This is a genomic window from Kutzneria chonburiensis, assembly GCF_028622115.1.
Classification (GTDB): domain Bacteria; phylum Actinomycetota; class Actinomycetes; order Mycobacteriales; family Pseudonocardiaceae; genus Kutzneria; species Kutzneria chonburiensis.
The window spans coordinates 8,140,182-8,164,136 of sequence record NZ_CP097263.1; the positions used below are offsets into that span (position 1 = coordinate 8,140,182).

21 protein-coding genes and 1 tRNA gene are annotated in these 23,955 nt (G+C 69.8%); 13 read left to right on the forward strand and 9 right to left on the reverse strand.

Going from position 1 to position 23,955, the window contains the following annotated elements; translation table 11 throughout:
• Window positions 1–5: 5 nt before the first annotated feature.
• The 3 genes from M3Q35_RS37930 to M3Q35_RS37940 all read left to right on the forward strand — a co-directional run bounded on the left by M3Q35_RS37930 (window position 6) and on the right by M3Q35_RS37940 (window position 6,382).
• Window positions 6–2,183 (forward strand): terpene synthase family protein, encoded by a 2,178-nt coding sequence (locus tag M3Q35_RS37930; protein ID WP_273937377.1) that lies wholly within the window; start codon window positions 6–8, stop codon window positions 2,181–2,183.
• A 9-nt stretch (window positions 2,184–2,192) separates the two neighbouring features.
• Window positions 2,193–3,233, forward strand: a complete 1,041-nt coding sequence (locus M3Q35_RS37935) for a family 2 encapsulin nanocompartment cargo protein polyprenyl transferase (RefSeq protein ID WP_273937378.1) — start codon at window positions 2,193–2,195, stop codon at window positions 3,231–3,233.
• 218 nt (window positions 3,234–3,451) lie between these two features.
• Window positions 3,452–6,382, forward strand: a complete 2,931-nt coding sequence (locus tag M3Q35_RS37940; RefSeq protein WP_273937379.1) for a S8 family peptidase — start codon at window positions 3,452–3,454, stop codon at window positions 6,380–6,382.
• Here M3Q35_RS37940 and M3Q35_RS37945 read toward each other — a convergent pair.
• A complete protein-coding gene (locus M3Q35_RS37945) occupies window positions 6,372–6,848 on the reverse strand; it encodes a GNAT family N-acetyltransferase (RefSeq protein ID WP_273937380.1) in 477 nt (158 codons plus the stop codon). The genes M3Q35_RS37940 and M3Q35_RS37945 overlap by 11 nt on opposite strands.
• Here M3Q35_RS37945 and M3Q35_RS37950 point away from each other — a divergent pair.
• From M3Q35_RS37950 to M3Q35_RS37960, 3 genes are read left to right on the forward strand one after another with little or no spacing between them, the layout of a single operon-like run.
• Window positions 6,802–9,666, forward strand: a complete 2,865-nt coding sequence (locus M3Q35_RS37950; protein ID WP_273937382.1) for an AfsR/SARP family transcriptional regulator — start codon at window positions 6,802–6,804, stop codon at window positions 9,664–9,666. The genes M3Q35_RS37945 and M3Q35_RS37950 overlap by 47 nt on opposite strands.
• 24 nt (window positions 9,667–9,690) lie before the next feature.
• Entirely contained in the window at window positions 9,691–10,908 is a 1,218-nt protein-coding gene (locus tag M3Q35_RS37955) for an FAD-dependent monooxygenase (protein WP_273937383.1), read from the forward strand.
• A 41-nt stretch (window positions 10,909–10,949) separates the two neighbouring features.
• On the forward strand, window positions 10,950–11,480 hold the full coding sequence (locus tag M3Q35_RS37960) for a DinB family protein (RefSeq protein WP_273937384.1): 531 nt from the start codon (window positions 10,950–10,952) through the stop codon (window positions 11,478–11,480).
• Window positions 11,481–11,829: 349 nt separating this feature from the next.
• Here the strand turns inward: M3Q35_RS37960 and M3Q35_RS37965 are convergent, their stop codons facing one another.
• From M3Q35_RS37965 to M3Q35_RS37990, 6 genes are all read right to left on the reverse strand, one after another.
• Window positions 11,830–12,603, reverse strand: a complete 774-nt coding sequence (locus tag M3Q35_RS37965) for a pyridoxamine 5'-phosphate oxidase family protein (protein WP_273937385.1) — start codon at window positions 12,601–12,603, stop codon at window positions 11,830–11,832.
• A 73-nt stretch (window positions 12,604–12,676) separates the two neighbouring features.
• On the reverse strand, window positions 12,677–13,936 hold the full coding sequence (locus M3Q35_RS37970; RefSeq protein ID WP_273937386.1) for an FAD-dependent monooxygenase: 1,260 nt from the start codon (window positions 13,934–13,936) through the stop codon (window positions 12,677–12,679).
• Window positions 13,933–14,514: a TetR/AcrR family transcriptional regulator gene (locus M3Q35_RS37975; protein ID WP_273937387.1), complete on the reverse strand. Its 582-nt coding sequence runs from the start codon at window positions 14,512–14,514 to the stop codon at window positions 13,933–13,935. Before M3Q35_RS37975 ends, M3Q35_RS37970 begins: the two co-directional genes overlap by 4 nt.
• 137 nt (window positions 14,515–14,651) lie before the next feature.
• Window positions 14,652–15,827, reverse strand: coding sequence for an RNA polymerase sigma factor (locus M3Q35_RS37980; RefSeq protein WP_273937388.1), 1,176 nt, complete (start codon window positions 15,825–15,827; stop codon window positions 14,652–14,654).
• Complete coding sequence (locus M3Q35_RS37985; protein WP_273937389.1) at window positions 15,824–16,237, reverse strand: YciI family protein; 414 nt, start codon at window positions 16,235–16,237, stop codon at window positions 15,824–15,826. Before M3Q35_RS37985 ends, M3Q35_RS37980 begins: the two co-directional genes overlap by 4 nt.
• Window positions 16,238–16,335: 98 nt before the next feature.
• Complete coding sequence (locus M3Q35_RS37990; RefSeq protein WP_273937390.1) at window positions 16,336–16,971, reverse strand: hypothetical protein; 636 nt, start codon at window positions 16,969–16,971, stop codon at window positions 16,336–16,338.
• 256 nt (window positions 16,972–17,227) lie between these two features.
• Between M3Q35_RS37990 and M3Q35_RS37995 the strand changes: the two genes are divergently transcribed.
• From M3Q35_RS37995 to M3Q35_RS38010, 4 genes are all read left to right on the forward strand, one after another.
• Window positions 17,228–18,940 (forward strand): VanW family protein, encoded by a 1,713-nt coding sequence (locus tag M3Q35_RS37995; protein WP_273944627.1) that lies wholly within the window; start codon window positions 17,228–17,230, stop codon window positions 18,938–18,940.
• Between the two features lie 289 nt (window positions 18,941–19,229).
• Window positions 19,230–19,901: a hypothetical protein gene (locus tag M3Q35_RS38000; RefSeq protein WP_273937391.1), complete on the forward strand. Its 672-nt coding sequence runs from the start codon at window positions 19,230–19,232 to the stop codon at window positions 19,899–19,901.
• 2 nt (window positions 19,902–19,903) lie between these two features.
• Complete coding sequence (locus tag M3Q35_RS38005) at window positions 19,904–20,326, forward strand: roadblock/LC7 domain-containing protein (RefSeq protein ID WP_273937392.1); 423 nt, start codon at window positions 19,904–19,906, stop codon at window positions 20,324–20,326.
• A 19-nt stretch (window positions 20,327–20,345) separates the two neighbouring features.
• Entirely contained in the window at window positions 20,346–20,717 is a 372-nt protein-coding gene (locus M3Q35_RS38010; RefSeq protein WP_273937393.1) for a hypothetical protein, read from the forward strand.
• A 13-nt stretch (window positions 20,718–20,730) separates the two neighbouring features.
• Here M3Q35_RS38010 and M3Q35_RS38015 read toward each other — a convergent pair whose 3' ends face one another.
• Complete coding sequence (locus tag M3Q35_RS38015) at window positions 20,731–21,282, reverse strand: TetR/AcrR family transcriptional regulator (RefSeq protein WP_273937394.1); 552 nt, start codon at window positions 21,280–21,282, stop codon at window positions 20,731–20,733.
• An 87-nt stretch (window positions 21,283–21,369) separates the two neighbouring features.
• Between M3Q35_RS38015 and M3Q35_RS38020 the strand changes: the two genes are divergently transcribed.
• Window positions 21,370–22,071, forward strand: coding sequence for an SDR family NAD(P)-dependent oxidoreductase (locus M3Q35_RS38020; protein WP_273937395.1), 702 nt, complete (start codon window positions 21,370–21,372; stop codon window positions 22,069–22,071).
• Window positions 22,072–22,125: 54 nt separating this feature from the next.
• Here M3Q35_RS38020 and M3Q35_RS38025 read toward each other — a convergent pair.
• Window positions 22,126–22,201: transfer RNA gene (locus tag M3Q35_RS38025), tRNA-Arg, on the reverse strand.
• Between the two features lie 194 nt (window positions 22,202–22,395).
• Here M3Q35_RS38025 and M3Q35_RS38030 point away from each other — a divergent pair.
• Entirely contained in the window at window positions 22,396–23,442 is a 1,047-nt protein-coding gene (locus M3Q35_RS38030; protein ID WP_273937396.1) for a hypothetical protein, read from the forward strand.
• Window positions 23,379–23,945 carry a hypothetical protein gene (locus M3Q35_RS38035; RefSeq protein WP_273937397.1) on the forward strand — a complete coding sequence of 189 codons (567 nt, stop codon included), beginning with the start codon at window positions 23,379–23,381 and terminating at the stop codon, window positions 23,943–23,945. Before M3Q35_RS38030 ends, M3Q35_RS38035 begins: the two co-directional genes overlap by 64 nt.
• The last annotated feature ends 10 nt before the right edge of the window (window positions 23,946–23,955 follow it).

Sequence of the window (23,955 nt, forward strand, 5' to 3'; positions counted from 1 at the left end):
GAGCTGTGGCACAACCGTTCGAGCTCCCCGAGTTCTACCTGGTCCACCCGGCCCGGCTGAACCCGAACCTGGAGGGCGCGCGCGTCCACACCCGCAAGTGGGCGCGCGACTTCGACATGATCGACACGCCTGCGTTCGAGGGCGGGGAGATCATCTGGTCGCCGGCCAAGCTGGAGGCGATGGACTACGCGCTGCTGTGCGCGTACACCCATCCCGAGTGCGCCGGCGAGATCCTCAACCTGATCACCGACTGGTACGTCTGGGTGTTCTTCTTCGACGACCATTTCCTGGAGCTGTACAAGAAGCCCAAGGACATCAAGGGCGCCAAGCGGTACCTGGACGGGCTGCGCGCGTTCATGCCGCTGCACGGGGAGATCACCGCCACGCCGACCAACCCGGTCGAGGCCGGGCTGACCGACCTGTGGCGGCGCACCATCCCGATGATGAGCCAGGAGTGGAAGGTCCGCTTCATCGAGAGCACGCTCAACCTGCTCGTCGAGTGCATGTGGGAGATCGTCAACATCGACGAGGGCCGGGTGGCCAACCCGATCGACTACATCGAGATGCGCCGCAAGGTCGGCGGCGCGCCGTGGTCGGCCAACCTGGTCGAGGTCGCGGTCGGCGCCGAGGTGCCCGATCCGGTGGCCCGCACGCGGCCGATGCGGGTGCTCAAGGACACCTTCGCCGACGCCGTGCACCTGCGCAACGACGTCTTCTCCTACCAGCGTGAGGTGGAGGAGGAAGGCGAGAACGCCAACATGATCCTGGTGCTGGAGACGGCGCTGGGGTGTTCGACGCAGGAGGCCGCCGAGGCCACGAACGACCTGATCTCCTCCCGGATGCAGCAGTTCGAGCACACCGTGTTCACCGAGCTGCCGATCATGTTCGAGGAGTACGGCTTACGCCCGGACGAGCGGGCCGCGGTGCTGGTCTACGCCCGGGGTCTACAGGACTGGCAGTCCGGCGGTCACGAGTGGCATATGCGCTCCAGCCGGTACATGAACGCCAACGCCGACACGTCGACCGGATGGGTGCCCGGCGGCCCGACCGGGTTGGGGACCATCGGATCCCGGCTGGGTTTTCCCAAGCGGCTCAAGCGGTTCACCCATGCGCCGCACGTCGTGGGGCCGACGGCGCTGCCCGAGATCACCATGCCGTTCCCGCTGAAGCTGAACCCGTTGCTGGACAACGCCCGGCGCACCGCGCACGAGTGGGGTCGGGCGATGGGCTTCGCCGGCGAAGGCGTCTGGACCGACCAGCAGATGGTCGGCTTCGACTTCGCGTTGTGCGCCGCCGGCATCGACCCCGACGCCAGCCAGGACGAGCTGGACATCGCCACGGAATGGCTGCTCTGGGGCACCTATGTCGACGACCTGTTCCCGAAGCTGTTCTTCCGCAACCAAGACCGGGCCGCGCCGCGGGCGTTCGTGGACAACACCAAGATGTTCATGCCGATGGACTGCGTGACGATGCCGGCGCCGCGGAACGCGCATGAGCGCGGGCTGGCCGATCTGTGGCTGCGCACCGCGTTGCCGATGTCCGACGAGCAGCGCGTCCGGTACCGGCGCGGCCTGGACGCCATGCTCGACTCGTGGGTGTGGGAAGCCGACCAGCACCAGCAGAACCGCATCCCCGATCCGGTGGACTACATCGAGATGCGACGCCGCACGTTCGGCGCCGAGATGACCATGAACCTGGCCCGGTTCGGCGCCGGCGGCCTCATCCCCGACGAGTTCTTCGCCACCAGCCAGGTGCGCGGGCTCGAGGACTCGGCCGCCGACCAGGGGGCCTTCGTCAACGACCTGTTCTCCTACCAGAAGGAGATCGAGTTCGACGGCGAGCTGCTGAACATGGTGCTGGTGGTGCGGAACTTCCTGGACTGCGCCACGGATAAGGCGGTCGGCATCGTCAACGACGTGATGACCGCCCGGGTCGAGCAGTTCACTCGCACCCGCGACCACGAGATTCCCGCGCTGTGCGAGGAGTTCGGCTTCACCGCCGCGCAGCGCAGGGCCGTCGGCGCCTACGTCGCCGGGCTGGAGGACTGGATGGCCGCGGTCCTCAACTGGCACCGCGAGACCGTGCGCTACGGGGAATCCGAGCTGCTGCGGTCCCGTGGCGGCCGCGGTTTCGCGCTGCCCACCGGCTTTGGCACGTCCGCCGTGCGGATGTTCGCGTCCTGAGGTGAGGAGGTGGTTCCCATCGATGTGATCACGCAGCCCCGCTCGGCCGCCGACGTGCTGGCCTGGAGCCGGAACCTGGTCGATCCGGCGATGCGGGCGGCGGTGGACACGCTGCCCGCGTCCATGCGCCGGGTCGCCGGCTACCACTACGGCTGGTGGGACGCCGACGGCACGCCCCGTAGCGGCGACGCCGGCAAGGCCATCCGGCCAACGCTGGCCGTGCTGTGCGCCGATGCCGTCGGCGGGTCCATTGTGGACGCCGTGCCGGCCGCCGTCGCCGTGGAGATGGTGCACAACTTCTCGCTGCTGCACGACGACGTGATGGACGGGGACGTCAGCCGGCGGCACCGCCCGACCGCGTGGACCGTCTTCGGCACCGGCCCGGCCATCCTGGCCGGCGACGCCCTGTTGACGCTGGCCTTCGACGTGCTCGCCGGCAGCGGCCATCCGGGGTCGCGCGACGCCATGCGGATGATCAGCACGGCCGTGCAGGACCTGGTCGAGGGGCAGTGCGAGGACGTCTCCTTCGAGGAACGGTCCGATGTGGACCTGTCCGAGTGTCTGGGCATGGCCGGGGAGAAGACCGGCGCGCTGCTGGCCTGCTCCACCGCCATCGGCGCGCTGTACGGCGGCGGCACCACGGCCCAGATCGAGCACATGCGGGTGTTCGGCGAGCATCTCGGGCTGGCCTTCCAGCTGGTGGACGATCTCCTGGGCATCTGGGGCGATCCACGGGTGACCGGCAAGCCCGTGCACTCCGATCTGGTCAGCCGCAAGAAGTCCCTGCCCGTTGTCGCCGCGCTCACGTCCGGTGAGCCCGCCGCCGCCGAGCTCGCCTCCCTGTACGGCAGGCAGGACTCACTGTCCGATGTGGAGCTTGCCCGCGCCGCCGAACTGGTCGACCTGGCCGGTGGCAAGTCGTGGACCCAGCGCGAGGCCGTCGACCAGCTCGATCTGGCGTTGGCCGAGCTCGCCCTGGCCGCCCCGGTGCCTCGGGCCGCCGCCGAGCTGACCGCGTTGGCGCGGTTGGTGACCCGACGCGACCACTGAACCGGTCGCGCCCCGCGGCCGAGCCGGCCCCCAGCCGGTTCGGCCGTTTTGGGCTTTTAGGGCGAATGCCGTGGCCGTCAGCGTAGTCCTTGGGCGGCAACGGGACCAGCCGCCGTTGGTCGGGTGGGCAGTGGACGTTCGTCGGTTGTTTCGGCGCGGTCGTGGGAGATTGACTGACCGGCGACGATCATCGGCGACGACTGCCCGAGGTGGGTCCCGTGACAAGATCTCGCCTGCTTGCGACCACTGTGACCATGAGCGCGGCGTTGGCGCTACTGGGCACCGGACCGGCCCAGGCGGCCCCGCTCGCGCCGGCGCTGGACGGCGCCGCGGACGGCGGGCGGGTGATCGTGGTGCTCGGCAACCAGCACAGCGATCTGAAGTTACGGGCGCAGAGCTCGCAACGCACGACCACCACCCGTGACGACCAGCAGTCCGTCGTGGCCGACATCAAGGCCAATGGCGGCAGCGACATCACTCAGCTGGTCAGCGTGAACGCGGTCGCGGCCAAGCTGTCCACGGCCGAGGTGAACCGGCTGCGGGCCAACCCGGCGGTACGCGAGATCGTGCCCGACGAGGCGATGCCGCAGGACAGCCCGGCCCGGGTGCCGCAGGCCAAACCGGCGCAGCTGAGCCCGAAGCTGTGCCCGAGCGACCCGGCCAAGCCCTTCCTTGAGCCGGAGGCGCTGTCGGTCGACAAGGTCGAGACGGACAAGCCAGGTGACACCGAGCAGGCGTCCAAGATCGCCACCGGCAAGGGCGTGCTGGTCGCCATCGACGGCATGAACGAGCTGGCCGGCAACCCCAACTTCGTCCGCCCCGACGGCTCGCACGTGGTCATCGACGCGCCCGACCCGACCGAGGACGATAGCGACGGCGAGTACTACGGCGACGCCTCTTCCGTTGCCGGGCAGGGACTTGTCACCTACGACTACAGCAAGGAGCTGCCGTTCTCGGGCCTGCCGGCCGGCTGCACCTTCCGGATCAAGGGCGTCGCCCCGGACGCGTCGCTGGTCGACACCCGGCTGATCGACACCCCGGAGAGCGCCGCCGGTGACATCCAGTTCGAGTCGCAGGTGGTGGCCGGCATCGACCACGCCGTGGTCGTCGAGCACGCCGACGTGATCTCCGAGTCGTACGGCTACACCCCGCGCCCCGGCCGCTATTCCGTGTTCTACGCGGCCAACGACGCCGCCGTCGCGGCCGGCGTCACCGTGGTCGTCTCCTCCGGCGACAGCGGCGTCTCCGGCACCGTGTCCTCGCCGGCCACCGACCCGCAGGTGATCGCCGTCGGCGCGACGAACACGTTGCGGCTCAACGCCCAGGCCTACGGCTACGACAGCTGGATCAACAACGACATCACCCCGCTGTCCTCCGGCGGCACCGCGCCCAACAACCGCGTCGTCGACCTGGTCGCACCGGGTTACGGCGGCATGGCCGCGTGCAGCCCGATCGGCTCCGACTGCCCGACCAACACGTTGACCGAGGCGTTCGGCGGCACCAGCGAATCGTGTCCGCTGGTGGCCGGTGCGGCGGCCGACGTCATCCAGGCGTACGCCGACACGCACCACGGCGTGAAGCCGACTCCCGCGCTGGTCAAGCAGATCCTCACCGGCACGGCCAAGGACGTCGGCGCACCGGCTGATCAGCAGGGCGCGGGCTTGCTGAACGTGTACGCCGCCGTCCGTGCGGCCCAGCAGGCGCCTGGTGGGGTGTCGGACGCGCCCGAGGCCCCGGCCCTGATCCCGTCACCGTCCCAATTGGACATTACGGCCAATGCCGGTGCCAGCGCGCAGACCGTGAGCCTCTACAACGCCAGCAGCGCGCCGACCACGGTCGCCGGCACGTACCGAGAACTGGGCACTGCCAAGCAGTTCGGCTCCACCGTCACCGAGCCGGTCAGTGCTCCCGATCCTTCGCTGCCGGTGCCGGCCTACGGCGCCACCGCTGCCTCGCCGATCACCTTCACCGTGCCGGCCGGGTTGGACCGGCTCAGCGTGGACATGATCACGCCGGATCCGACCAACGGCACCATTCTCTCGTTCACGCTGGTCGATCCGAACGGCCGGCTGAGCCAGATCTCCTATGACTACGGCACTCCGCCCTCGGGCGCGGCCAAGTTCGGTTCCGTGCCCAACCTCCAGCACGTCGAGGTCGCCGCGCCGGTTGCCGGCAGTTGGACCGCGAAGATCCTGTGGGCCAACGGCCGGGCGCACCTCCAGTCGCCGCCCAACGTGCCCGGGTCGTACCGTGGCAACATCTCCTTCCGCACCATGGGCCAGCACTACGTCACCAAGAAGGCCACCGACGCCGTCACCATCCCGGCGCACAGCAGCGTCGACGTGCCGTTGAGCGTCGACATGCCGACGGCCCCTGGTGATCACCCCGAGTCCGTGCAGTTCATCGCCGGCAACGGCGCGCGCACCTCGCTGCCGGTGCAGCGGCGGACGCTCATTCCCGGCGCCGGCGGCAAGTTCACCACCACGATCACCAGCACCGTCGGTCGGCAGGTCGGCCAGGTCAGCACGTTCAACATCGACGTGCCGGCCGGCAAGAAGGACCTCGACGTCAACTTCCACACCGCCGATGCCAGTCCTGACAACGTGTTGACCTACTACCTCATCGACCCCGACGGCAAGGTCGTCACCACCGACACCTCGCCCACCACCACCTTGCAGGGCACGGGTTCCACCCAGCCGACGGCCGACGCCGCGCTCGTCACCGCCAACCCCAAGCCCGGCCGGTGGGAGATCGACGTCGTGCTGCGGCTCACCGTCAGCGGCAACGAGTTCACCCAGCAGATCGCCGGCACCGTCGGCTACGACCGCTCGGATGCCTTCGCCTACAACCTGCCTTCCGGCACGGTATCGGCCGGTCGAACGGTGTTCTTCCGCGTCACCAACACCACCGGCATCGGCCGTACCCTGCGGCTGACGTCGACCGCGGGCGACATCACCTTCGGCACCCCGATCTACCTCGCCGCCGGCTCCACCTCGTTGTTCACCGGCACCTTCAAGCCCGTCGCCGCACCCGGCACCGCCGTCAGCGGCACCGTGAACGTGCTCAGCAACACCAGCGTCACCAACGGTTCGCAGACCTTGGCCGCATTGCCTTACGGCTACACGGTTGGCGGCACCGTCAATCCGTAAGTGAGCGGGCTCGCCAGACGATGGCGAGCGCGGGGTTCCCGGTGGGACTAGGTTCGATCCGTTCCACCGGGAACCCCTCCCGCTCGTAGAACGCCCCGGCCCGCTCGTTGGCCGCGAAATGCTCGATGCACACCCGATCCGTGCCGGCCGGCAGTTGCCCGACCAGCGCCGCCAGCAGCCGCGGGCCCAGCCCGCGGCTGCGGTGTGCCGGGTGGGTGTAGAGCTTGTAGATCACGTTCTCCGCCCGCTGCCCGACACCGATCACCTGATGGTTGTCCACCGCCACGACCATTAGCCCCGCCGCGACCGCCGCCTCGATGTGCGCTTTATTCCACCAGCTGCGGACCTGTGCCTCGGCGGCCTCGGCACCGATCAGCGACGCGTAGTGCGGCGGGATGTACGTCTCGCCGAATTGGCAGATGGCCTCGACGTCGCCGCTGTCGGCCGTGCGTACCAGCAATTCCATTGTCCCTCCCGCCGGCCAGCCTACGAGGCAGAATGGCCGCGTGCGGATCGGTGTGCTCGGTGCGGTCGAGCTTTGGGGGCCCGATGGAAGCCCAGTGCCCTTGGGCGGTCCCCGTCCGCGGGCGCTACTTGCCGCCCTGGCTCTGAGCGTCGGCCGGCCGGTGCCTTTCGATCAGCTCGTCGACGCCGTCTACGGCGAGGAGCCTCCCGGCAACGCGCAGCACGCCTTGCAGTCACAGGTGTCGAGGCTGAGGGCGTTGCTGCCCGATGGCACTGTCGTCCGGCATCCCGTCGGCTACCTGCTGACCATCGACCCCGCCGAGATCGACGCCCACCGCTTCGAGCTCTTGGCCACGTCCGGCCGGGAGCTGCTTTCCGTCGGCGATCACGCCAACGCCCGCAAGGCCCTCACCGAGGCTTTGGGGTTGTGGCGCGGCCCCGCCCCGACCGTCCGGCTCGACGATCTCCGCTTGTCGGCCGTCGAGGACCGCATCGAGGCCGACCTTGCCCTGGGCCGTCCCGACCTCGCGGAACTCCGCCAGCTCAGTTCCGAGCACCCTTACCGCGAGCGTCTCCGTGGCCAGCTCATGCGCGCCCTCGCCGCCACCGGCCGCCAGGCCGAGGCCCTCGCCACCTTCGATGACGCCCGCCGCACCCTCGCCGACGAGTTCGGTGCCGATCCCTCCGCCGAGCTCGCCGACGCCCACCTCGCCGTCCTCCGCGGTACCAACCCGGCCCGCCCTCTCCCGGCCCAGTTGACCAGCTTTGTCGGTCGGGACAACGAGATCCGCCAGGTGACTGCGGCCCTGGAGCGGTCGAGACTGGTGACGATCATCGGTCCCGGCGGCGCCGGCAAGACACGTCTTTCGATCGAGTCGGCAAGGCGGATGCCCGAGGTCTGCTTTGTCGAGCTCGCTGAGCTGGGCGACGGCGCGCAGGTGCCGCAGGCGGTGATCGCGGCGCTGGGGATCCGTGACGCGGGACTGTTCGCCGGCCACGAGTTGCCGGATCCGGTGGCGCGGCTGGTATCGAGCCTGGCGGACCGTCGAATCCTGCTGGTGCTCGACAACTGCGAGCACGTGGTCGACGGCGCGGCGAGACTGGCGCGGCAGCTGCTGGCGGGGTGTGAAGGGGTGCGGATCCTGGCGACGAGCCGCGAAGCCCTCGGGGTGACGGGGGAATCGCTCTGCCCGCTGCCGCCGCTGGCGGCGCCGGACACGATCCGGCTGTTTGAGGAACGGGCGCACGCGGTGCGGCCGGGGTATGGCCTTGACCTCGACACGGTGGGACGGATCTGTGCGGCGGTGGACGGTCTGCCGCTGGGCATCGAACTGGCGGCGGCGCGGCTGAGGGCGTTCGAACTGGACGAAGTGGAGGCCCGCCTGCGGAAGCTCTCGCACGGCGACCGCACGGCCGAACCCAGGCACCAAACGCTGCGTGCGGTGGTGGCCTGGAGCTGGGACCTGCTCGACGAAGACGAGCGCACGATGGCCAAGCGGCTGTCGGTTTTTGCCGGCGGGGCAACGCTTTCCGCAGCCGAAGAGGTGTGTGGGCTACCGGCCGACGTGCTGGCCGGCCTGGTCGACAAGTCGCTGGTGGAGGTGAGCGGTGGGCGGTACCGGATGCTGGAGACGGTCCGCGCGTTCTGCGTCGACCAGCTCGGCGATGAAGAGGAGCAGGCCAGGCGCAGCCACGCCGCTTACTTCCTGCGGCTGGCGGAGGAGGCGGAGCCACGGCTGCGTACGGGGGAACAGCTGGCTTGGCTGGCGAAGCTGACGGCGGAGCACGCCAACCTGATGGCCGCGCTGCGGTGGGCCATCGGCGCGGATCCGGAGAGCGCTCTCCGACTGGCCGCCAACACTGCCTGGTACCTGTATCTGCGCGGGCTGCGAAGCGAGGGGCTGCCGCTGCTGGTTGGGCTGATGGAGGCGGTCGGAGAGCGCGTTCCCGAGGGGCTGGTCGAGGAGTACGCGCTCTGCGCGATCAGCGCCGACCTGCACCTGGACCGGGTCACGGAGCTGATGCGCGACTACGGACGGACGCTGCGGTTTCCGTACCTGGTGATGCTGTGGGCGTCGATCGGCACCGCCGAGGTGATCACGATGGCGATGTTCGGCGACGACCCGTGGTCCCGAGCTTTCCTGGAGACGGCCGAGGGCCTGCGCACCCTCTACTACGCCGACCTGGCCGCCTCGCGGGCTGCCTTCGAGCAGGCGCTCGGCTCGTTCCGTGAGGTGGGGGACCGGTGGGGTATCGCCAACACGCTCGATCAGCTGGCCGGCGTCGCCGCGCTGGAGGGTGATCCGGTGGCCTCGCTGGCGCTGGCCGACGAAGCGCTGAAGGTGATCGGCGAGCTGGGGGACGTCGAGGACGCGGCCGAGTTGCAGTGCCGCCGGGCCGACAACCTGCTGCGGATCGGCGAGGTCGCGGCCGCGCGGGCCGTGTACGAGCGGGTGGCCGAGCTCGGCACGCCGCCGGCACTGGCCGCCGCGCACCGCGGCCTCGGCGAGATTGCTCGTCTGGCCGGTGACCTCGACACGGCCCGGGAGCTGTACGGGAGAGCGCTCTCCGAATACCGGCCGGGGCCGATCATCGCCGCCGAGATCCGGGCCCGCATCCTGTGCGGACTGGGCGCCGTCGCCGCCGCGGTCGGCGATGCCGACCGGGCCCGTGAGCACTACCAGCAGGCCCGTGACGAGGCCTTGGCCAGGCTGAACCTGCCCATCGCGGCGTTCGCCGAGCAGGGGCTGTCCGGCGGCGAGCTGTCCTGGGACCAGGCCGTTCACCGGCTCCGTGAGCACTTCGTGAGCCCGTGGTGAGTGGCCGGCCGCAGAGTCTGCGGCATGGACATCCTGATCTCCGGCGCCAGCATCGCCGGCCCCGCCCTCGCCTACTGGCTGCGTGAATTCGGCAACAACGTCACCGTCGTGGAGCGCTCTCCCGCGCCCCGTCCGGGCGGCTACAAGATCGACGTCCGTGGCGCGGCCATGACCGTCCTCGAGCGGATGGGCATCGCCGACGAGGTTCGCCAGCACCACACCGACATGCGCGGCGGCGCGTTCCTCGACCGCAAGGGGCGCACCATCGTCGAGATGGACGCCGACACCGTCGGCTTCCGCGAGCCCACCGACGTCGAGATCCTGCGCGGCGACCTGGCCCGCATCCTGCGCGGGGCCACCGAAGGCGTCGAGTACGTCTACGGCGACTCCATCACGGCGATGACCGAGCACGCCGACGGCATCACCGTCGAGTTCGAACGGTCACTGCCGCGCCGGTTCGACCTGGTCATCGGGGCCGACGGCCTGCACTCCACGGTCCGGGCGCTGGCTTTCGGGCCCGAGGAGCAGTTCCTGCGCTCGCTCGGCCACCACATCGCCATCTTCAGCGTGCCCAACCTGCTCGAGCTGGACCGCTGGGAGACCATCCAGGCCGAGAAGGGCCGGACGCTCAACGTCTACAGCACCCGGCAGGACACCGAAGCCAAGGCCGCCTTCATGTTCGCGTCCGGGGGGCTGACCTACGACCGGCGTGACACCGCCCGCCAGCGGGAGCTGCTGGCCGAGACCTTCGCCCCGCACGGCTGGATCGCCCCGCAGCTGCTCGCCGCCATGCCCGACGCCCCCGACTTCTACTTCGACGGTATGAGCGTCGTGGAGATGGAGCGCTGGTCCACCGGCCGCGTCGCGCTTGTCGGCGACGCCGCCTACGGCCCGTCGCCCGCCTCCGGCCAGGGCACCAGCCTGGCCCTCGTCGGCGCTTACGTGCTGGCCCACGAGCTCGCCGCCGCCGACCACCAGGCTGCCTTCGCCGCGTACGAGAAGCGCATGCGGCACTTCGTCACCGTGAACCAGAAGCAGGCCAACAACATCAAGCGCATGGTCGCCGGCTCACGGTTCACCTTGTGGCTCAACATGACCATGATGCGGCTCATGCCCTACCTGCCCGGCACCGCCAAGATCATGGAGAAGGTCAAGGCCGAGATCCGCGACGTCTCCAACGCCGTGGAACTGCCCGTGACTCCTCCCGGATTGAGGACCGAACCTGTCCGCAATGACCCCTAACGTGGTTCTCAACAGGGCAGACACCACGAGAGGCGGATCCGATGACCACCACCGAGCAGATCAACTCCGGGCAGACCACGCTGACCGGCGAGCACGCCGACCTGCTTGAGGCGTTGGGCAAGCACCGGTTCTTCTTGCGGCACACCGTGCAGGGCCTCACCGACGAGCAGGCCGCGCTCACGCCCACCGCCAGCGAGCTCTGCCTCGGCGGCTTGATCAAGCACGTCACCCGGGCCGAGAAGGGCTGGTACGACTTCATGATCTCGGGGCCGGAAGCCCACTCCGGCCAGGACTTCGAGGGCCACGTCACCAGCTTCCGCATGCTGCCCGGCGAGACCTTGGCCGGCCTGCTCGCCGACTACGAGGCCGTGGCCGCCCGCACCGACGAGCTGCTCACCTCCGGCGCCGACCTCAACCAGAGCCAGCCCCTGCCCGAGGCCCCGTGGTTCCCGCCGAACACCCGCTGGTCGTTCCGCCGCGTGCTCACCCACGTCATCGCCGAGACCGCCCAGCACGCCGGCCACGCCGACATCATCCGCGAGACCATCGACGGTCAGAAGAGCATGGGCTGAAAGGAAAAGGGGAATCACCCCGGCCCGAGGAGCGGCCGGCGGATGGTGGAGGGGGCCGGTCGACGGCGCGGGCCGGGAAGGATGCGGGTCGGTCGGCGGTGCGGGCCGGGGGCGGTGCCGGTCGGCCCGAGGTGTGGCCGGCCGGGTGTGGAGGGGCCGGGGTGGAGGGGGCTGGGGGGTGGTGTGGGTCGGTCGGTGGTGCGGGCTGGGGGGTGGTGTGGGTCGGTCGGTGGTGCGGGCTGGGGGGTGGTGTGGGTCGGTCGGTGGTGCGGGCTGGGGGGTGGTGTGGGTCGGTCAGTGGCGGGGGCCGGGAGTGGCGCGGGCCGGTCGGTGGCGAGCGGCCTTTCCCCTATTTCCTTGCCTCCACCCGAAAATGCACCCGCCGGTCCGTGCCGATCCACTCGATCTCGGCGCGGCCGGACAGGTGCAGGCGGGCACCGGTGTCGAAGTCGAGGAAGAGCAAGGCGGCCTCGTCGTTGGCGGCGATGTTGCCGAGGCTGTTGAACATGTTGTTGCCGGGCAGGTCGTCCCACCACAGGTCGTCGCCGGAGAGGTGGACGAAGCCGGAGTCGCCGCCCCGGTGGGAGGCGTCGGCGCCGCGGACGGGATGGATGGTGCCGAGGAAGAAGGTGTCGGCGGCCCCGATCAGGGCGGCCCGGTCGGTGAGCGAAGGGTGCGGCGCGGGCGGCAGGCGGTGGTCGGGGTTGATGTGCTGGGGACAGTTGCCGTAAGCCTGCTCGACCTCGATGTGCAGACCGCCGTCCACCCGGGTGAGCAAGCCGTTGACGCGCATCCGCCGCCGGGCGGCGAAGTCGATGGCGACCATGCCGATCTGCTGCCCGGCGGGCAGGTCGTGCAGCGGATCACCCTTGTGTGGCAAGGCATTGACGTGCAGTAGGGCGTTGTAGCCGTCGAGGAAGCCGGCGTGGGCGACCAGAGGGGACGTCCAGAGCCGGCCGGAATGGTCGCGAGCGGTGATGACGGCCAGATCGCGCCCGGCCAGGAACCGCCCGGCGCCGCCGGAGAGGTCGGGCGGCGCGAGCATGGGGCCGAGCCGCTGAGCCAGGTAGCGCACGCCGGCCCGCTCCTGCACGGCCAGCTCGCCGTCGTGGAAGCCGCCCATCACGTCCCCCTGCCGGTCCGGAATGTGAACCGATAGTGGCACGTGTGGGCGGCCCTGTCAAATGGATAGCACCCTACTTATCCATTAGGTACGTCGCCACGCTCAGGTCGTCGTCCGGCCCGCCGACGACGCCGATGTAGCCGTCGGGGCGGACCAGCACCCGCACGTCGTCGAAGGTCAACAGGGTGAAGTCCTGTCGCCGCAACGAGTCCTGCCACGGTGCGCGCCAGCCGGCGGCCGGCCCGTCCCAGCTGACCAGGTTGCGGGACAAGGGACTGTGTGGGTAGCCGAGCCCCAGCTGCTTGTGCTCCGGGCTGACGGCCGCGTCGAGGCCGCCGGTGCCGGCCTGCACCGCCTCGGCGATCTTCCGCAGCCCGGTCGAGCTGGTGTCCAGCGTCCACTCGGCGATCGGCCGCCGCTCCGCCTCGTAGGTGTCGAGCAGCGCGTCGCCGGCCTCGCCGTTGATCACCGCGGCCAGTTTCCAGCCCAGGTTGTACGCGTCCTGGATGCCGGTGTTCATGCCGAGGCCGCCGGCCGGCGGATGCACGTGCGCCGCGTCGCCGGCCAGGAAGACCTTGCCCACCCGGAAGTCGCGCACCATCCGGACGTTCACCCGGTAGGTCGACAGCCAGGTCGGGTTGCTCAGCGTCACCCCCGGCAGGCCGACCATCTCGTCGAACAGGCGTTGGAACACCTCGAGCGAGGGCTGCTCGCCGAGCGGCTCCGGCGGCACGATCTGCACCTGCCACTGCGGGACCGTGCGGAAGGGGCACAGCGCGTAGAAACCGTTCCCGATCCACATGTGCCAGAGATCCGGGTCCAGGCCGCTGACCTCGGCGTCGCCGAGCAGCATCAGGTGTTCGCCGTCGGCCGTCTCGCCCTCGAACGGCACGCCCAGCCGCTTGCGGACCGTGCTGCGGCCGCCGTCGCAGGCGACCAGGTAGTCGTGGTCGATCCGGCCGTGGTTCGTCGTGCCGTCGAGATCGAGCAGCTCGGTGTCCAGCTCCACCTTCACGCCGTACTCGCCGAGCTTGTCCCGCAGCGTCTCCTCGACCTGCCACTGCGGAATGATCAGCGAGGTCACCGTCCTGTCGGTGGTGTGCTCGCCGCTCACGTACGTCCGCGACGTCATGTGCCGGCCGGCCGCCATGATCTCGTCCCGGATCCCGAGGTCCGCGAACACCTCCAGGGTGCGGTCCTGGATCCCCTTGCCCCGCGAGCCCACGAAGTAGGCCGGCGCCTTGTCGATCACCCGCACCGGCACACCCCGCCGGGCCAGGTCCAGCGCCATGGTCAGGCCGGTCGGGCCGGCCCCCACCACCAATACCGTCATCGGTCTCCCCCTGTCAGTCCGTCCAACAGCAGCGCGACGATCTGGTCGCGCAGCTCGTCCATGCTTCGCTCGGCCAGCAGCGAGAACCGGCCCGCGGTGCCCGGTGTCGCCATCAGCGTGATCACGGTCGTCGCGTACAGCACGTCGAAGTCCACATCGGACCGGAAAATGCCGGCGGCGACACCGCGTTCGTGCAGGTCACGCAGTTGTGCCGGCAGTTGCTCGGCGGCAAGCGGCGGGCGCACACCCCAGCCCCCGATGCCCTCCTGTAGCGCCAACGGAACCAGCAGTGGCCGGCTGTGCACGAGGTCGAACAGCGTGGTGAACGCCATCCGCATGCCCTCGTACGGCTCCAGCCGCACGGCCTCGGCCAGCACCTCGCGCAAGGCCTGGCCGACGCCGCCGAACGCGTCCTCCATGACCGCCTTGAACAGCCCTTCCTTGCTGCCGAAGTGGTGGTAGATCATCCGCTCGTTCACGCCGGAGCGCTGCACGATCTCCCGGATCCGCGTCCCCTTGAGCCCGCTGCGCGCGAACTCCTCGGCGGCGGCTTTCAGCAACACGTCCCGACTGCTCATGCAGTAAATGTTTACTGCAAGTCGCTGACATGTCAAGGCTGGAATGTTGGCTCCTGACTTTCTGGTCGATAGCCGCTGGTCAGCGGCTGGATCGGAGCGTAGGACTAGCCCGTTCGGGCCACCTAACCCGACTTCTGTCAACCATCCGTCAGCCGGTCGGCGCGGGCGTTGAGATAACGCTGCTGGGGCAGGCTCATTGCCCGACGAGCCGCCTCGCGGTACGACGCTTGCGCCGCCGCGTGATCGCCGGACAGCTCCAGCAGATGAGCCCGTACGGAATGCAGGCGATGGTCGTCGCCGAGCCGATCGTCCAGCAGCGCCAAGCCTTCGGTCGGTCCGTCGACCATGGCCACGGCGACCGCGTTGTTCAGCGCCAGCACTGGATTGTCGGGCGAGATCTGGCGCAGCAGCTCGTACAGCCCGACGATCTGCGGCCAATCGGTTTCCGCATAGCTCGGCGCTTCGTCATGCACGGCCGCGATGGCCGCCTGAAGCTGGTACGGCCCCGGCGCGCCCTTCGACAACGCCGCCGTCACGAGGTCGACACCTTCGCTGATGTCCTTGGCATGCCACAGGTTTCGGTCCTGCTCGGCCATCGGCACCAGCTCGCCGTGCGGCCCGGTGCGGGCCGGCCGCCGCGCGTCGGTCAGCAGCATCAACGCCAGCAGCCCCGCGACTTCCGCGTCGTCAGGTCGCAGCCGGCGCACCATGCGCGTCAGTCGAATCGCCTCCGCCGACAGTTCAACCCGGTGTAGCGACGGGCCGGCCGTCGACGCGTAGCCCTCGTTGAAGATCAGGTACAGCACGTGCAGCACCACCGGCAGCCGGTCGTCGGCCGGCAGCCCGAACGGCACGCCGCTGGCCTTGATGGCCTGCTTCGCCCGGCTGATCCGCCGCGTCATCGTCGCCTCCGGCACGAGAAACGCCCGCGCGATCTCGGCCGTGGTCAGGCCGCCGACTGCCCGTAGCGTCAAGGCGATCTGCGAGGACGGCGACAGACTCGGGTGGCAGCACAGGAAAAGCAGCACGAGCGAGTCGTCGTCGGCCGACGCGTGCTGCTCGGGAGGCACCCACCGACTTTCTCGAAGTTGGCGGGAACTGTTGCTGCGCAACAGATCGGTCAGCCGTCGCGACGCCACGGTGATCAGCCACGCCTTGGGGTCGTCCGGCATGGCCGCCGGCCACTGCTGCGCGGCGGCGAGCAGCGCCTCCTGCACCGCGTCCTCGGCCGTGTCGAAGTGGCCGTAGCGGCGGACGAGAGCCGCGAGGACCTGCGGCGTCAACTCACGCAGCAGGTCCCCGAGGCCGTTCACAGCTCGTGCCGGCTCTCGCCGATCGGCCGGATGTCGACCACCACATCGGGGCCGATCTCGGCCGGTCCGGGCACGTGGAACAGTCGGGTGGCGATCTCCGTGGCCCGGTCGTAGCTGTCGCACTCGACCACCCAGTAGCCGGCCAGGACCTCCTGCGTCTCGGCGTACGGGCCGTCGGTGACGACCAGGTCGCTGCCCTTCAGTTGCAGTCGGCGGGCGTGCGCCGGGGCGGTCAGGCCGCGGGTCTCCACCAGCTCGCCGGACTCGGCCAGGTCGTTGTTCAGCTTCTCCATGTACGCGCCCATGGCCTCGAAGTCCTGCGGCGTCCAGGTCGGGGCGCCGGGCGCGGGCCGGCCGGCCATCGCGTCGTAGTCGCGCTGCGAGCCGTAGGCGAGGATCAAGTACTTCACGGTGTCGCTCCTCTCGTGGGGGCTGTCAGCAGGAACGTCGGCGCCGCGCGCCCGTTGCGGACATCGTCCCTCGAAAAAGAGCGGACCACCCGGCAGCGTCACCAGCCGCGGCGGGACAGCGACCGGCCCAGCGAACCCAGGGTGAGCAGCACGAGGCCGATGCCGAACAGGATCGCACCCGGCGCGATGTCGGCCAGACCGGGGAACTGCGGGCGGCCGAACTCATCCTGCTGCGTGGACATGACGATGGCCGCGTTCACCACGATCAGGCCGAACCCGCCGAGCGAGGCCAGCGCGCCGAGCGCCGTGACCAGCTTGACCCAACCCGGCGCGCCGGAGAGGTTCTCGTGCCGCTCGGCCTCGCGCCAGGTGTTGCTGACGTAATCGCGGCCGACGGCGATGCCGCTGCCGAAGTTCTGCACGTTCGTGTGCGCCTGGACCTGGTTGAGGAACTGCCGCCCGCCGGCGCGGTCGAGCCGGTCGACCAGCGCCGAGAGCTGCGCCGCGAACTGCGGATCGACGGTCGCCGTGTTCTCCACCGCCCGGGCCAGCCGCTGCTGCGCGTGCTGGTCCTTCGGATCGGCACGAAGATCGTTGACGATGCCGCCGAACTTGCGGGCCACCGCGTTGTAGAGGCCGTTCATCGCCGCCTCCGCGCGTCCTTCCATGAACCGCTTGGCCGCCCCGCCGAGCAGCGCGACCAGATACGCGACCACCACGCCACCCTCGATCATCAGCCGCTCCTGACGCTCAAGCGATCCAATTCGGCAGCACCGAGCCCAAAATAACCGTGCGACCGGGACGATCGGGCGAAATCACTCGTTCGGCCCGAGGGGGAGATTCGGGGCGCGTCCGCCCGGCTACCGGGTGTTGCCGCCACCGTGACTCGGCCGTCGCGGACAAATCGGTAAACTCGGCCAGGTGTCCGAGGAGAACCACGACAGCCAGCCGACCATCCGCTTCGGCGGCACCGCGGGTTTCGCGCCGGTCATGGGCAGCCTGGAGCCGCCGGTCGAGCCCGCACCGCGTAAGGGGCTGCGGCGGGGGCTGATCGTGGCGGGCGCGGTCGTCGGCGCGCTTGTCGTGCTGTACGGCCTTGACCTGCTGCTTTCCCAGGGCTCGCTGCCGCGCGGCACGACCGTGGCCGGCGTGGACGTGGGCGGGCTGAGCCGGGCCGACGCCGAGCAGCGGCTGCATTCGGCGCTCGACGGCCGGATCGGGCAGCCGGTGAAGCTGCGCGCCGGTGACGTGGATGCCTCCCTGGACGCCAAGCCGGCCGGTCTGACTCCGAACTGGGCCGGCACCCTGGACGAGGCGTCGGCCCAGCCGCTGAACCCGTTCGTGCGGCTGACGTCCTTCTTCGGGCAGCACGAATCCCCATTCGTGTCCACTGTGGACGACGCCGCGCTTGGCAAGGCGTTGGACGGCCTGCGGCCCAAGGTGGACCGCGAGCCCGTCGAGGGCGGCATTCGCTTTGACGGCACCACGCCGACGGCCGTCAACCCGCAGTCCGGCCAGAAGCTGGACGCCGCCGCGGCCAAAAAGTCCATTGTGGACAACTGGATCGACGGCGGCACCGTGTCGCTGCCGGTCGACAGCGCGCCGGCCAAGGTTAGCGCCGATGCCGTGCGCGCGGCCGTGGAGAACTATGCCAAGCCGGCCGTGGCTGGGCCGGTCACCGTGAAGGGCGAGGGCAAGGACGCCACGCTTCAGCCGGCTGCCATCGCCGCCGCCCTCGGCTTCGCGCCCGGTCCCGACGGCAAGCTCACGCCCAAGATCGACCAGGGCAAGGTCGTCGAGGCGTTGAAGCCGCAGCTGGCCGGCACCGAGCAGGAGGGCAAGGACGCCCAGATCGTCATCGAGGGCGACAAGCCCAGCGTCAAGCCGTCGGTCGACGGCCGCGGCGTCGACTGGGACAAGAGCCTGGCCGGGCTGGCCGACCTGTTGCCGCACAAGGACAACCGCGTGGTCACCGCGCAGTACCACCAGCAGCCGGCCAAGCTCACCACCGACCAGGCCAACCAGCTCGGCGTCAAGGAGGTCGTCGGCGAGTTCACCACCGGCGGCTTCGCCGCCGACTCCGGCGTCAACATCCGGGTGGTCGCCGAGAAGGTCGACGGGGCCGTGGTCAAGCCGGGGGAAACCTTCAGCCTCAACGGTTACACCGGCCCGCGCACGGCCAAGCAGGGCTACGTCGAGGCCGGCATCATCGAGAACGGCGCCCCGGGCAAGGCCGTCGGCGGCGGCATCTCCCAGTTCGCCACCACGTTGTACAACGCTTCCTACTTCGCCGGTATGACCGATGCCGGGCACACCGAGCACAGCTACTACATCAGTCGCTATCCGGCCGCGCGCGAGGCCACCGTCTTCCAGAATCCCGACGGCAGCAGCGTCATCGATCTCAAGTTCAAGAACGACGGGCCGACCGGCATCGCCATCCAGACCATCTGGACGCCGACGAACATCACCGTTCGGCTGTGGGGCACCAAGCACTACGCGGTCGAGTCCATTCCCGGCGAGCGCACCAACTTCGTCGACCCGCAGCCCCGCCCCGGCCCCGCCGCCAACTGCCATCCCTCGGCCGGCGGACCCGGCTTCACGGCCACCGACACCCGGGTGATCAAGGACCTCACCGGCCGCGAGGTCTCCCGGCACACGCGCAAGAAGGTCTACGACCCCGCTCCGAAGATCACCTGCGGCTGACCGGGGATTATCACCGTTTTTCGGCCGGCGGTTTACGCCATTCGCTATTGCCGGCCGGCCGAAAAACGGTGATCTCCTCACGTTGTTACGGCGCGTGAAATGACTTCACACGATCGTGTGATGGTTGATGTGAAAATGGGGTAGTGGCGGGTAGAACGTACGGCAGTGGTGGCTCCCGAGACCGGAGAAGGAACCCGATCGACTGATCGGCGTGCCGCCGACCGCCGTTTTGCGGCCCCGAGTTCACGCGGAGCAAGCACTGAGACGCGCTTATCGAACCTCATTCGACGTGCTGGCGCACGCGGTGACGCAGTGCCACGCCGATCGAATCAACGCCGCCCTTGTGGTGATCGGCGATCCGGGCGGCGTGGTCAACTTCCGGGACGGCGCGGTGATTGCCGTGCACAGTCCGGGAGCGCCCGGGGTGGCGATGCTGTCGGCGAGCCCGCCGGACCGCGTCGGGGCGGCCCTGGCGGACGCGGCGTTCGCGATCGCGGTGGGCGGCATCTCGCACTATCTGGTCGACGACACCGCGGATGTCCTGTCGCCCACCTCGGCCGGGATCTCGCCGACCCGGCTGCTCGGGCAGGTCGCCGTACGGCTGGCCGAGCTGGCCGCGACGCCCTGCCCGGTGTCGCCGTATCGAGAACGGCCGGTACCGACCGGACGTGCGGAACCGGCCGCTGACCTGCGGGACATCGTCACGCATGCCACCGGCCGGCGCACCGCGCGGGACATCGCCTTCGCGATCGGCCGCGGCGTCCACTCGGTCACCGTGGACGTGGCCCGGCTGCTCGGCGATGACGTGCTGGCCCTCGCGCCGGCCGGCGTGTTCACCGGCCGTGTGCACCACGAGGCCGGGCCGCTGCGTCCCCGGGCGTCGCCGCCGCGGCCGGCCGACGTCGTGCCGGTGGACCCGCTGCCGGTGCGGCGACCCGGCCGAGCCGGTCGCGGGCCGTAGCGATGGGCCGCCTCGCCTGGCGCCGGCCGGCCTTTCTGAAAGGGAAAAGGAAAAACGTGGACTATGACGCGCTCGCCGTCGAGTTACGCAAGCTCAGGGAAACCGTGGCCGGCGTGACCGACACGGTGATCGCGGCGGTCGACGGAATTCCGATAATCTCCGATGTCGCCGACAACGTCGATCCGCTGAACATTTCCGCACTGGCCGCCGCCAATCTCGGAATCGCGCGCCAGGCCGCCGAGGTGACCCGCCAGGGCACTTTGCACCAGACCGTCGTGTTCAACAGCGGCGGCTATATGGCCGTGTACGCCATCGGCCGGATCGCGCTGCTCGTCGTGCTCGGTGACGGCGGCCTGAATCTCGGCCGCCTGCTCTACGAGACCCGGTCCGTCACCGACCGGATCAGTTCGATCCTGACCCCGTAGCCCCAGCCAAGGAAGTGCGATGAACATCGATACCGCCCTGAAGGAAGCCATGACCATCGCCGGCGCCGTCGGCGTCGCGCTGGTCGACTACGAGAGCGGCATGTCGCTGGGCACCAGCGGCGGCGGCGACTGGCTCAACCTGGAACTGGCCGCCGCCGGCAACACCGAGGTGGTGCGGTCCAAACTCCGGGTGATGTCCACCCTCGCGCTCAACGACACCATCGAGGACATCCTGATCACCCTGCACCGCCAGTACCACCTGATCCGGCTGATGAACTCGATGAAGAACCGCAGCTCGCTGTTCCTGTACCTGGTGCTGGAACGGGAGCAGGCCAACCTGGCGCTGGCCCGCCACCACCTCAAGCGCATCGAGAACGAGTTGCAGGTGTGAGGAGGCCGGTGGGTCAACCGGTCCGCAGGCCGTCCAGGTAGAAGCCGAGGAATCGGCGCCAGCCGGTCGGGTCGCGCTGGATCACCTGGGACATCGCCCACTGCAACGGCACCAGATCGGACGGCTCGAAGTCGGGGCGAAGCCGCCCGTCGGCCTTGGCCCGGCCGATGATCCGCTGCACGTGCTCCAACCCCTGCTGGCACACGGCGAGCACCTCTGGCGTCAGCTGGATCCGTTGGGAGATCGCGTCGTTGAGGCCGTGGTCGGTGGCCTGCAAGGCGCACAGACCGGTCACGTAGGTCTCGAACGCCTGCCACGGGTCGTCCGTCGCGTGCGCGGCGGCGGCCAGGCCCTCCAGCGCCGGACCGAGGCGTGAGGGCAGCAGCGCGTTGAGGAAGTCGTCCCTGGTGGGGAAGTGGTTGTACAGCGTCCCGATGCTCACGCCGGCGCGCCGGGCGATGTGCTCCAGCGGGGCGTCCAGGCCCTGCGCCGCGAACTCCTGGGCCGCCGCCGTCAGCAGCTTGTCCCGGTTTCGGCTCGCGTCCGACCGCAGTGGCCTGGTCATTGGCCCAGTGTAATGAAGCTGAGGGTGCCCTCGACTTTCGTGCTAGGTTGAAAGTCGAGAGCACCCTCAACTTCACTGGGAGGAACCATGACGGCCGTGGTCATCGGGGTCGGACCGGGCTTGGGCAGGTCGATCGCGCACCGGTTCGGCCGGGAGGGCCATCCCGTGGCGCTGATCTCCCGTAGCGACACTCGGCATGCCGGCTACCTGGCCGAGCTGTCCACCGCCGGCGTCAAAGCTGAGGCGTTCACCGCCGACGTCCAGGACACCGACCGCCTTCGGTCCGTCCTCGACGACGCCGCCGAGCGGCTCGGTCCCATCGACGTCGCCTACTACGGGCCGGCCGCCCTCGGTGACTCCATCGCGCGGCTCGACACCGCTGCCGCCGACGACATCCGTGCCGCGATGAAGATCTTCTATCCCGCCGTCGACGTCGTGCACCACGTGTTGCCCGGCATGCTCGACCGCGGCCGCGGCACCTTGCTGTTCGCCGGCGGGCTCAGCTCCGTGCGCGTCATGCCGCAGCTCGGCGCGGTTGCCATACCCAGCGCCGCCATGCGCAACTACGCCATCACGCTCAACGCCACCCTGGCCGACACCGGTGTCTACGCCGGCACCCTGACCATCGGCGGCTTGATCAGTCGTGGCGACATCTACACCTTGGTGAAGGCCAACGAGGCCACGTGGGGACCGATCGCCACCCTCGACCCGGACGACATCGCCGACAGCGCCTGGGACCTGCACGCCAAGCGTGATCGCGCGGAGGAGATCTTCAACGTGATCGACTGAAAACACGTAAGCCCCGCCACAAGGTGGCGGGGCTTACGTTCACCCGGTGAAAGGTGGTGCCCTCGGTAGGATTCGAACCTACGACACACGGTTTAGGAAACCGATGCTCTATCCCCTGAGCTACGAAGGCGTCGTGACGCACATAGAGCATACCGGTAGTGCGTCCGACCGCGCGGCGGCGGGTGGATCCGCCGGGTGGAGTAGTAACGGTCACTGCCAGTGCAGGTGGAGTCGGCCGGTAGGCCGACGAACAGGGGAACTTTGCCCCGGCCGGGCAGCTCGTCCCGCATAGTCGCAAGGGCACGACGATGGGAGGAGCGGCTGTTGACCACCGACGCGACCCGGCTGCTGGAGCGAACCCGCCTGGACGCCAGGCGGGCGACGCGGCGGTTCGTGGAGCCGGAGGGGTTCCTGGACGCGCTGGCCAAGCTGCTGAGCAGCCGGGCGGTGGTGCTGGCGGGACCGACGGGCTCGGGCCGGCGGACGGCGGCGACGGTGCTGCTGGACCGGCTGGGCGGCCTGCACCTGGTCGAGATCGCGGTGGACGACGAAGCGACGCTGGCCCGGCACCCGGTGGCGGCGAAAGAGGGCTACCTGCTGGACCTGACCGGCGCCGACGAAGCGACGGTGGAGCAGGTCAAGGCGGCGCTGGCGGAGTTCACGGCCACGCTGGACCAGGAGGACAGCTCCCTGGTGGTGATCGTCGACGACGATCGGGCGGCGGGGTTCGACGCGGTGCGGCTGCCGGCCCCGGACCCGGCCGAGGTGCTCAAAGCGCACCTGGAGGGCACGGAGTTCGATCCACTTCCGACCGAGCCCCCGACCACGTCGGCCGACGCGGTCCGGCTGGCCGAACTGCTGGTGAGCGTCGAGGATCCACGGCTCGTGGCCGGCGCGTTCCATCACTGGAAAGCCCGGCTGCGCAAGGAATTCGACCAGCACGAGGATGTCCCGTGGCGGGCGCTGCTGCTGGCGGCGGCGTTCCTGGAGGGCGCGCACCAGGACGCGGTGGATGCGGCGACCGACGCATTGCTGGCGGAAACCCGTTACGAGGGGCCACGTTCGCACCCGCTGGCCGGCCCGGGCCTGGCGGCGAGGCTGGCCGGCGTCGGCGCGTTCGCCGGCCCGGTGTCCTTCGCGGAGCCCGGTTACGCCGAGGCGGTGATCGACTTTGCCTGGGCGGAGTTCCCGGCGCTGCGAGAACCGCTGGTCGACTGGCTGATCGGACTGTCCGCTACCGACGGCTCCCGGCTCACCGCGAAGGTGATCCGGCTTGGCACACCAGCCGTGGCCAAAGTCGTGACGGCGTGGGCGGAGAGCGCTTCCCGCTGGCGCGCGGACTCCTCGCGGCGGCGGCACTGGACCCGGTGATCGGCACGGACATTCGCAGGTTGATCAAGGACTGGTCGAGGCGACGTGATCTGTCCACGTCGCTGAGCGAAGTGGTGATCGCGGTCTGCGGCGGTGAACTGGGCAGCCGGTTCCCGCACATCGCGCTCACTCGCTTGGGCAGCTTCGTGAAAAGGCCGGAGCTGACCGATCAGGTCGCCGCGGCACTGTCCACAATGGCCGGTGAGAGTCAGTTCGCCCAAGTAGTCACGAGACTGGCCCGCTGGCTGCGTGAGACCGACACGGCGCGGCGGGCGCTGGCCGTGCGGGCACTGCTGGACGAGGCGACGGCCCAGCCGCAGCACCGGGAGACCCTGCTCAACCTGCTGGTGCAGGCGGCCGGCGGCCGGCCGACCGAGCTGGGCGCGCTCGACCTGGCCGCGTTCGAGTGGCGTCGCGACGGCGGCTCCCACGATGTGCACGACCAGTTGCAGGCCAAGCTGGACGGGGTGGACCCGCTGCTGCGGTCCGCGATCTCGAGTTGATACAAGGGGA

Excerpts from the sequence above, each read along its gene's own strand:
- M3Q35_RS37965 (WP_273937385.1), bottom strand. The coding sequence starts at position 12,603 with ATGGGCGGCTTCCACGACGGCGAGCTGGCCGTGCAGGAGCGGGCCGGC.
- M3Q35_RS38005 (WP_273937392.1), top strand. The coding sequence starts at position 19,904 with ATGGGCCGCCTCGCCTGGCGCCGGCCGGCCTTTCTGAAAGGGAAAAGG.
- M3Q35_RS37955 (WP_273937383.1), top strand. The coding sequence starts at position 9,691 with ATGGACATCCTGATCTCCGGCGCCAGCATCGCCGGCCCCGCCCTCGCC.
- M3Q35_RS37950 (WP_273937382.1), top strand. The coding sequence starts at position 6,802 with ATGGCCTCGACGTCGCCGCTGTCGGCCGTGCGTACCAGCAATTCCATT.
- M3Q35_RS37990 (WP_273937390.1), bottom strand. The coding sequence starts at position 16,971 with ATGATCGAGGGTGGCGTGGTGGTCGCGTATCTGGTCGCGCTGCTCGGC.
- M3Q35_RS37970 (WP_273937386.1), bottom strand. The coding sequence starts at position 13,936 with ATGACGGTATTGGTGGTGGGGGCCGGCCCGACCGGCCTGACCATGGCG.
- M3Q35_RS37960 (WP_273937384.1), top strand. The coding sequence starts at position 10,950 with ATGACCACCACCGAGCAGATCAACTCCGGGCAGACCACGCTGACCGGC.
- M3Q35_RS38015 (WP_273937394.1), bottom strand. The coding sequence starts at position 21,282 with ATGACCAGGCCACTGCGGTCGGACGCGAGCCGAAACCGGGACAAGCTG.
- M3Q35_RS37945 (WP_273937380.1), bottom strand. The coding sequence starts at position 6,848 with ATGGAATTGCTGGTACGCACGGCCGACAGCGGCGACGTCGAGGCCATC.
- M3Q35_RS37995 (WP_273944627.1), top strand. The coding sequence starts at position 17,228 with ATGGGCAGCCTGGAGCCGCCGGTCGAGCCCGCACCGCGTAAGGGGCTG.
- M3Q35_RS37975 (WP_273937387.1), bottom strand. The coding sequence starts at position 14,514 with ATGAGCAGTCGGGACGTGTTGCTGAAAGCCGCCGCCGAGGAGTTCGCG.
- M3Q35_RS38020 (WP_273937395.1), top strand. The coding sequence starts at position 21,370 with ATGACGGCCGTGGTCATCGGGGTCGGACCGGGCTTGGGCAGGTCGATC.
- M3Q35_RS38010 (WP_273937393.1), top strand. The coding sequence starts at position 20,346 with ATGAACATCGATACCGCCCTGAAGGAAGCCATGACCATCGCCGGCGCC.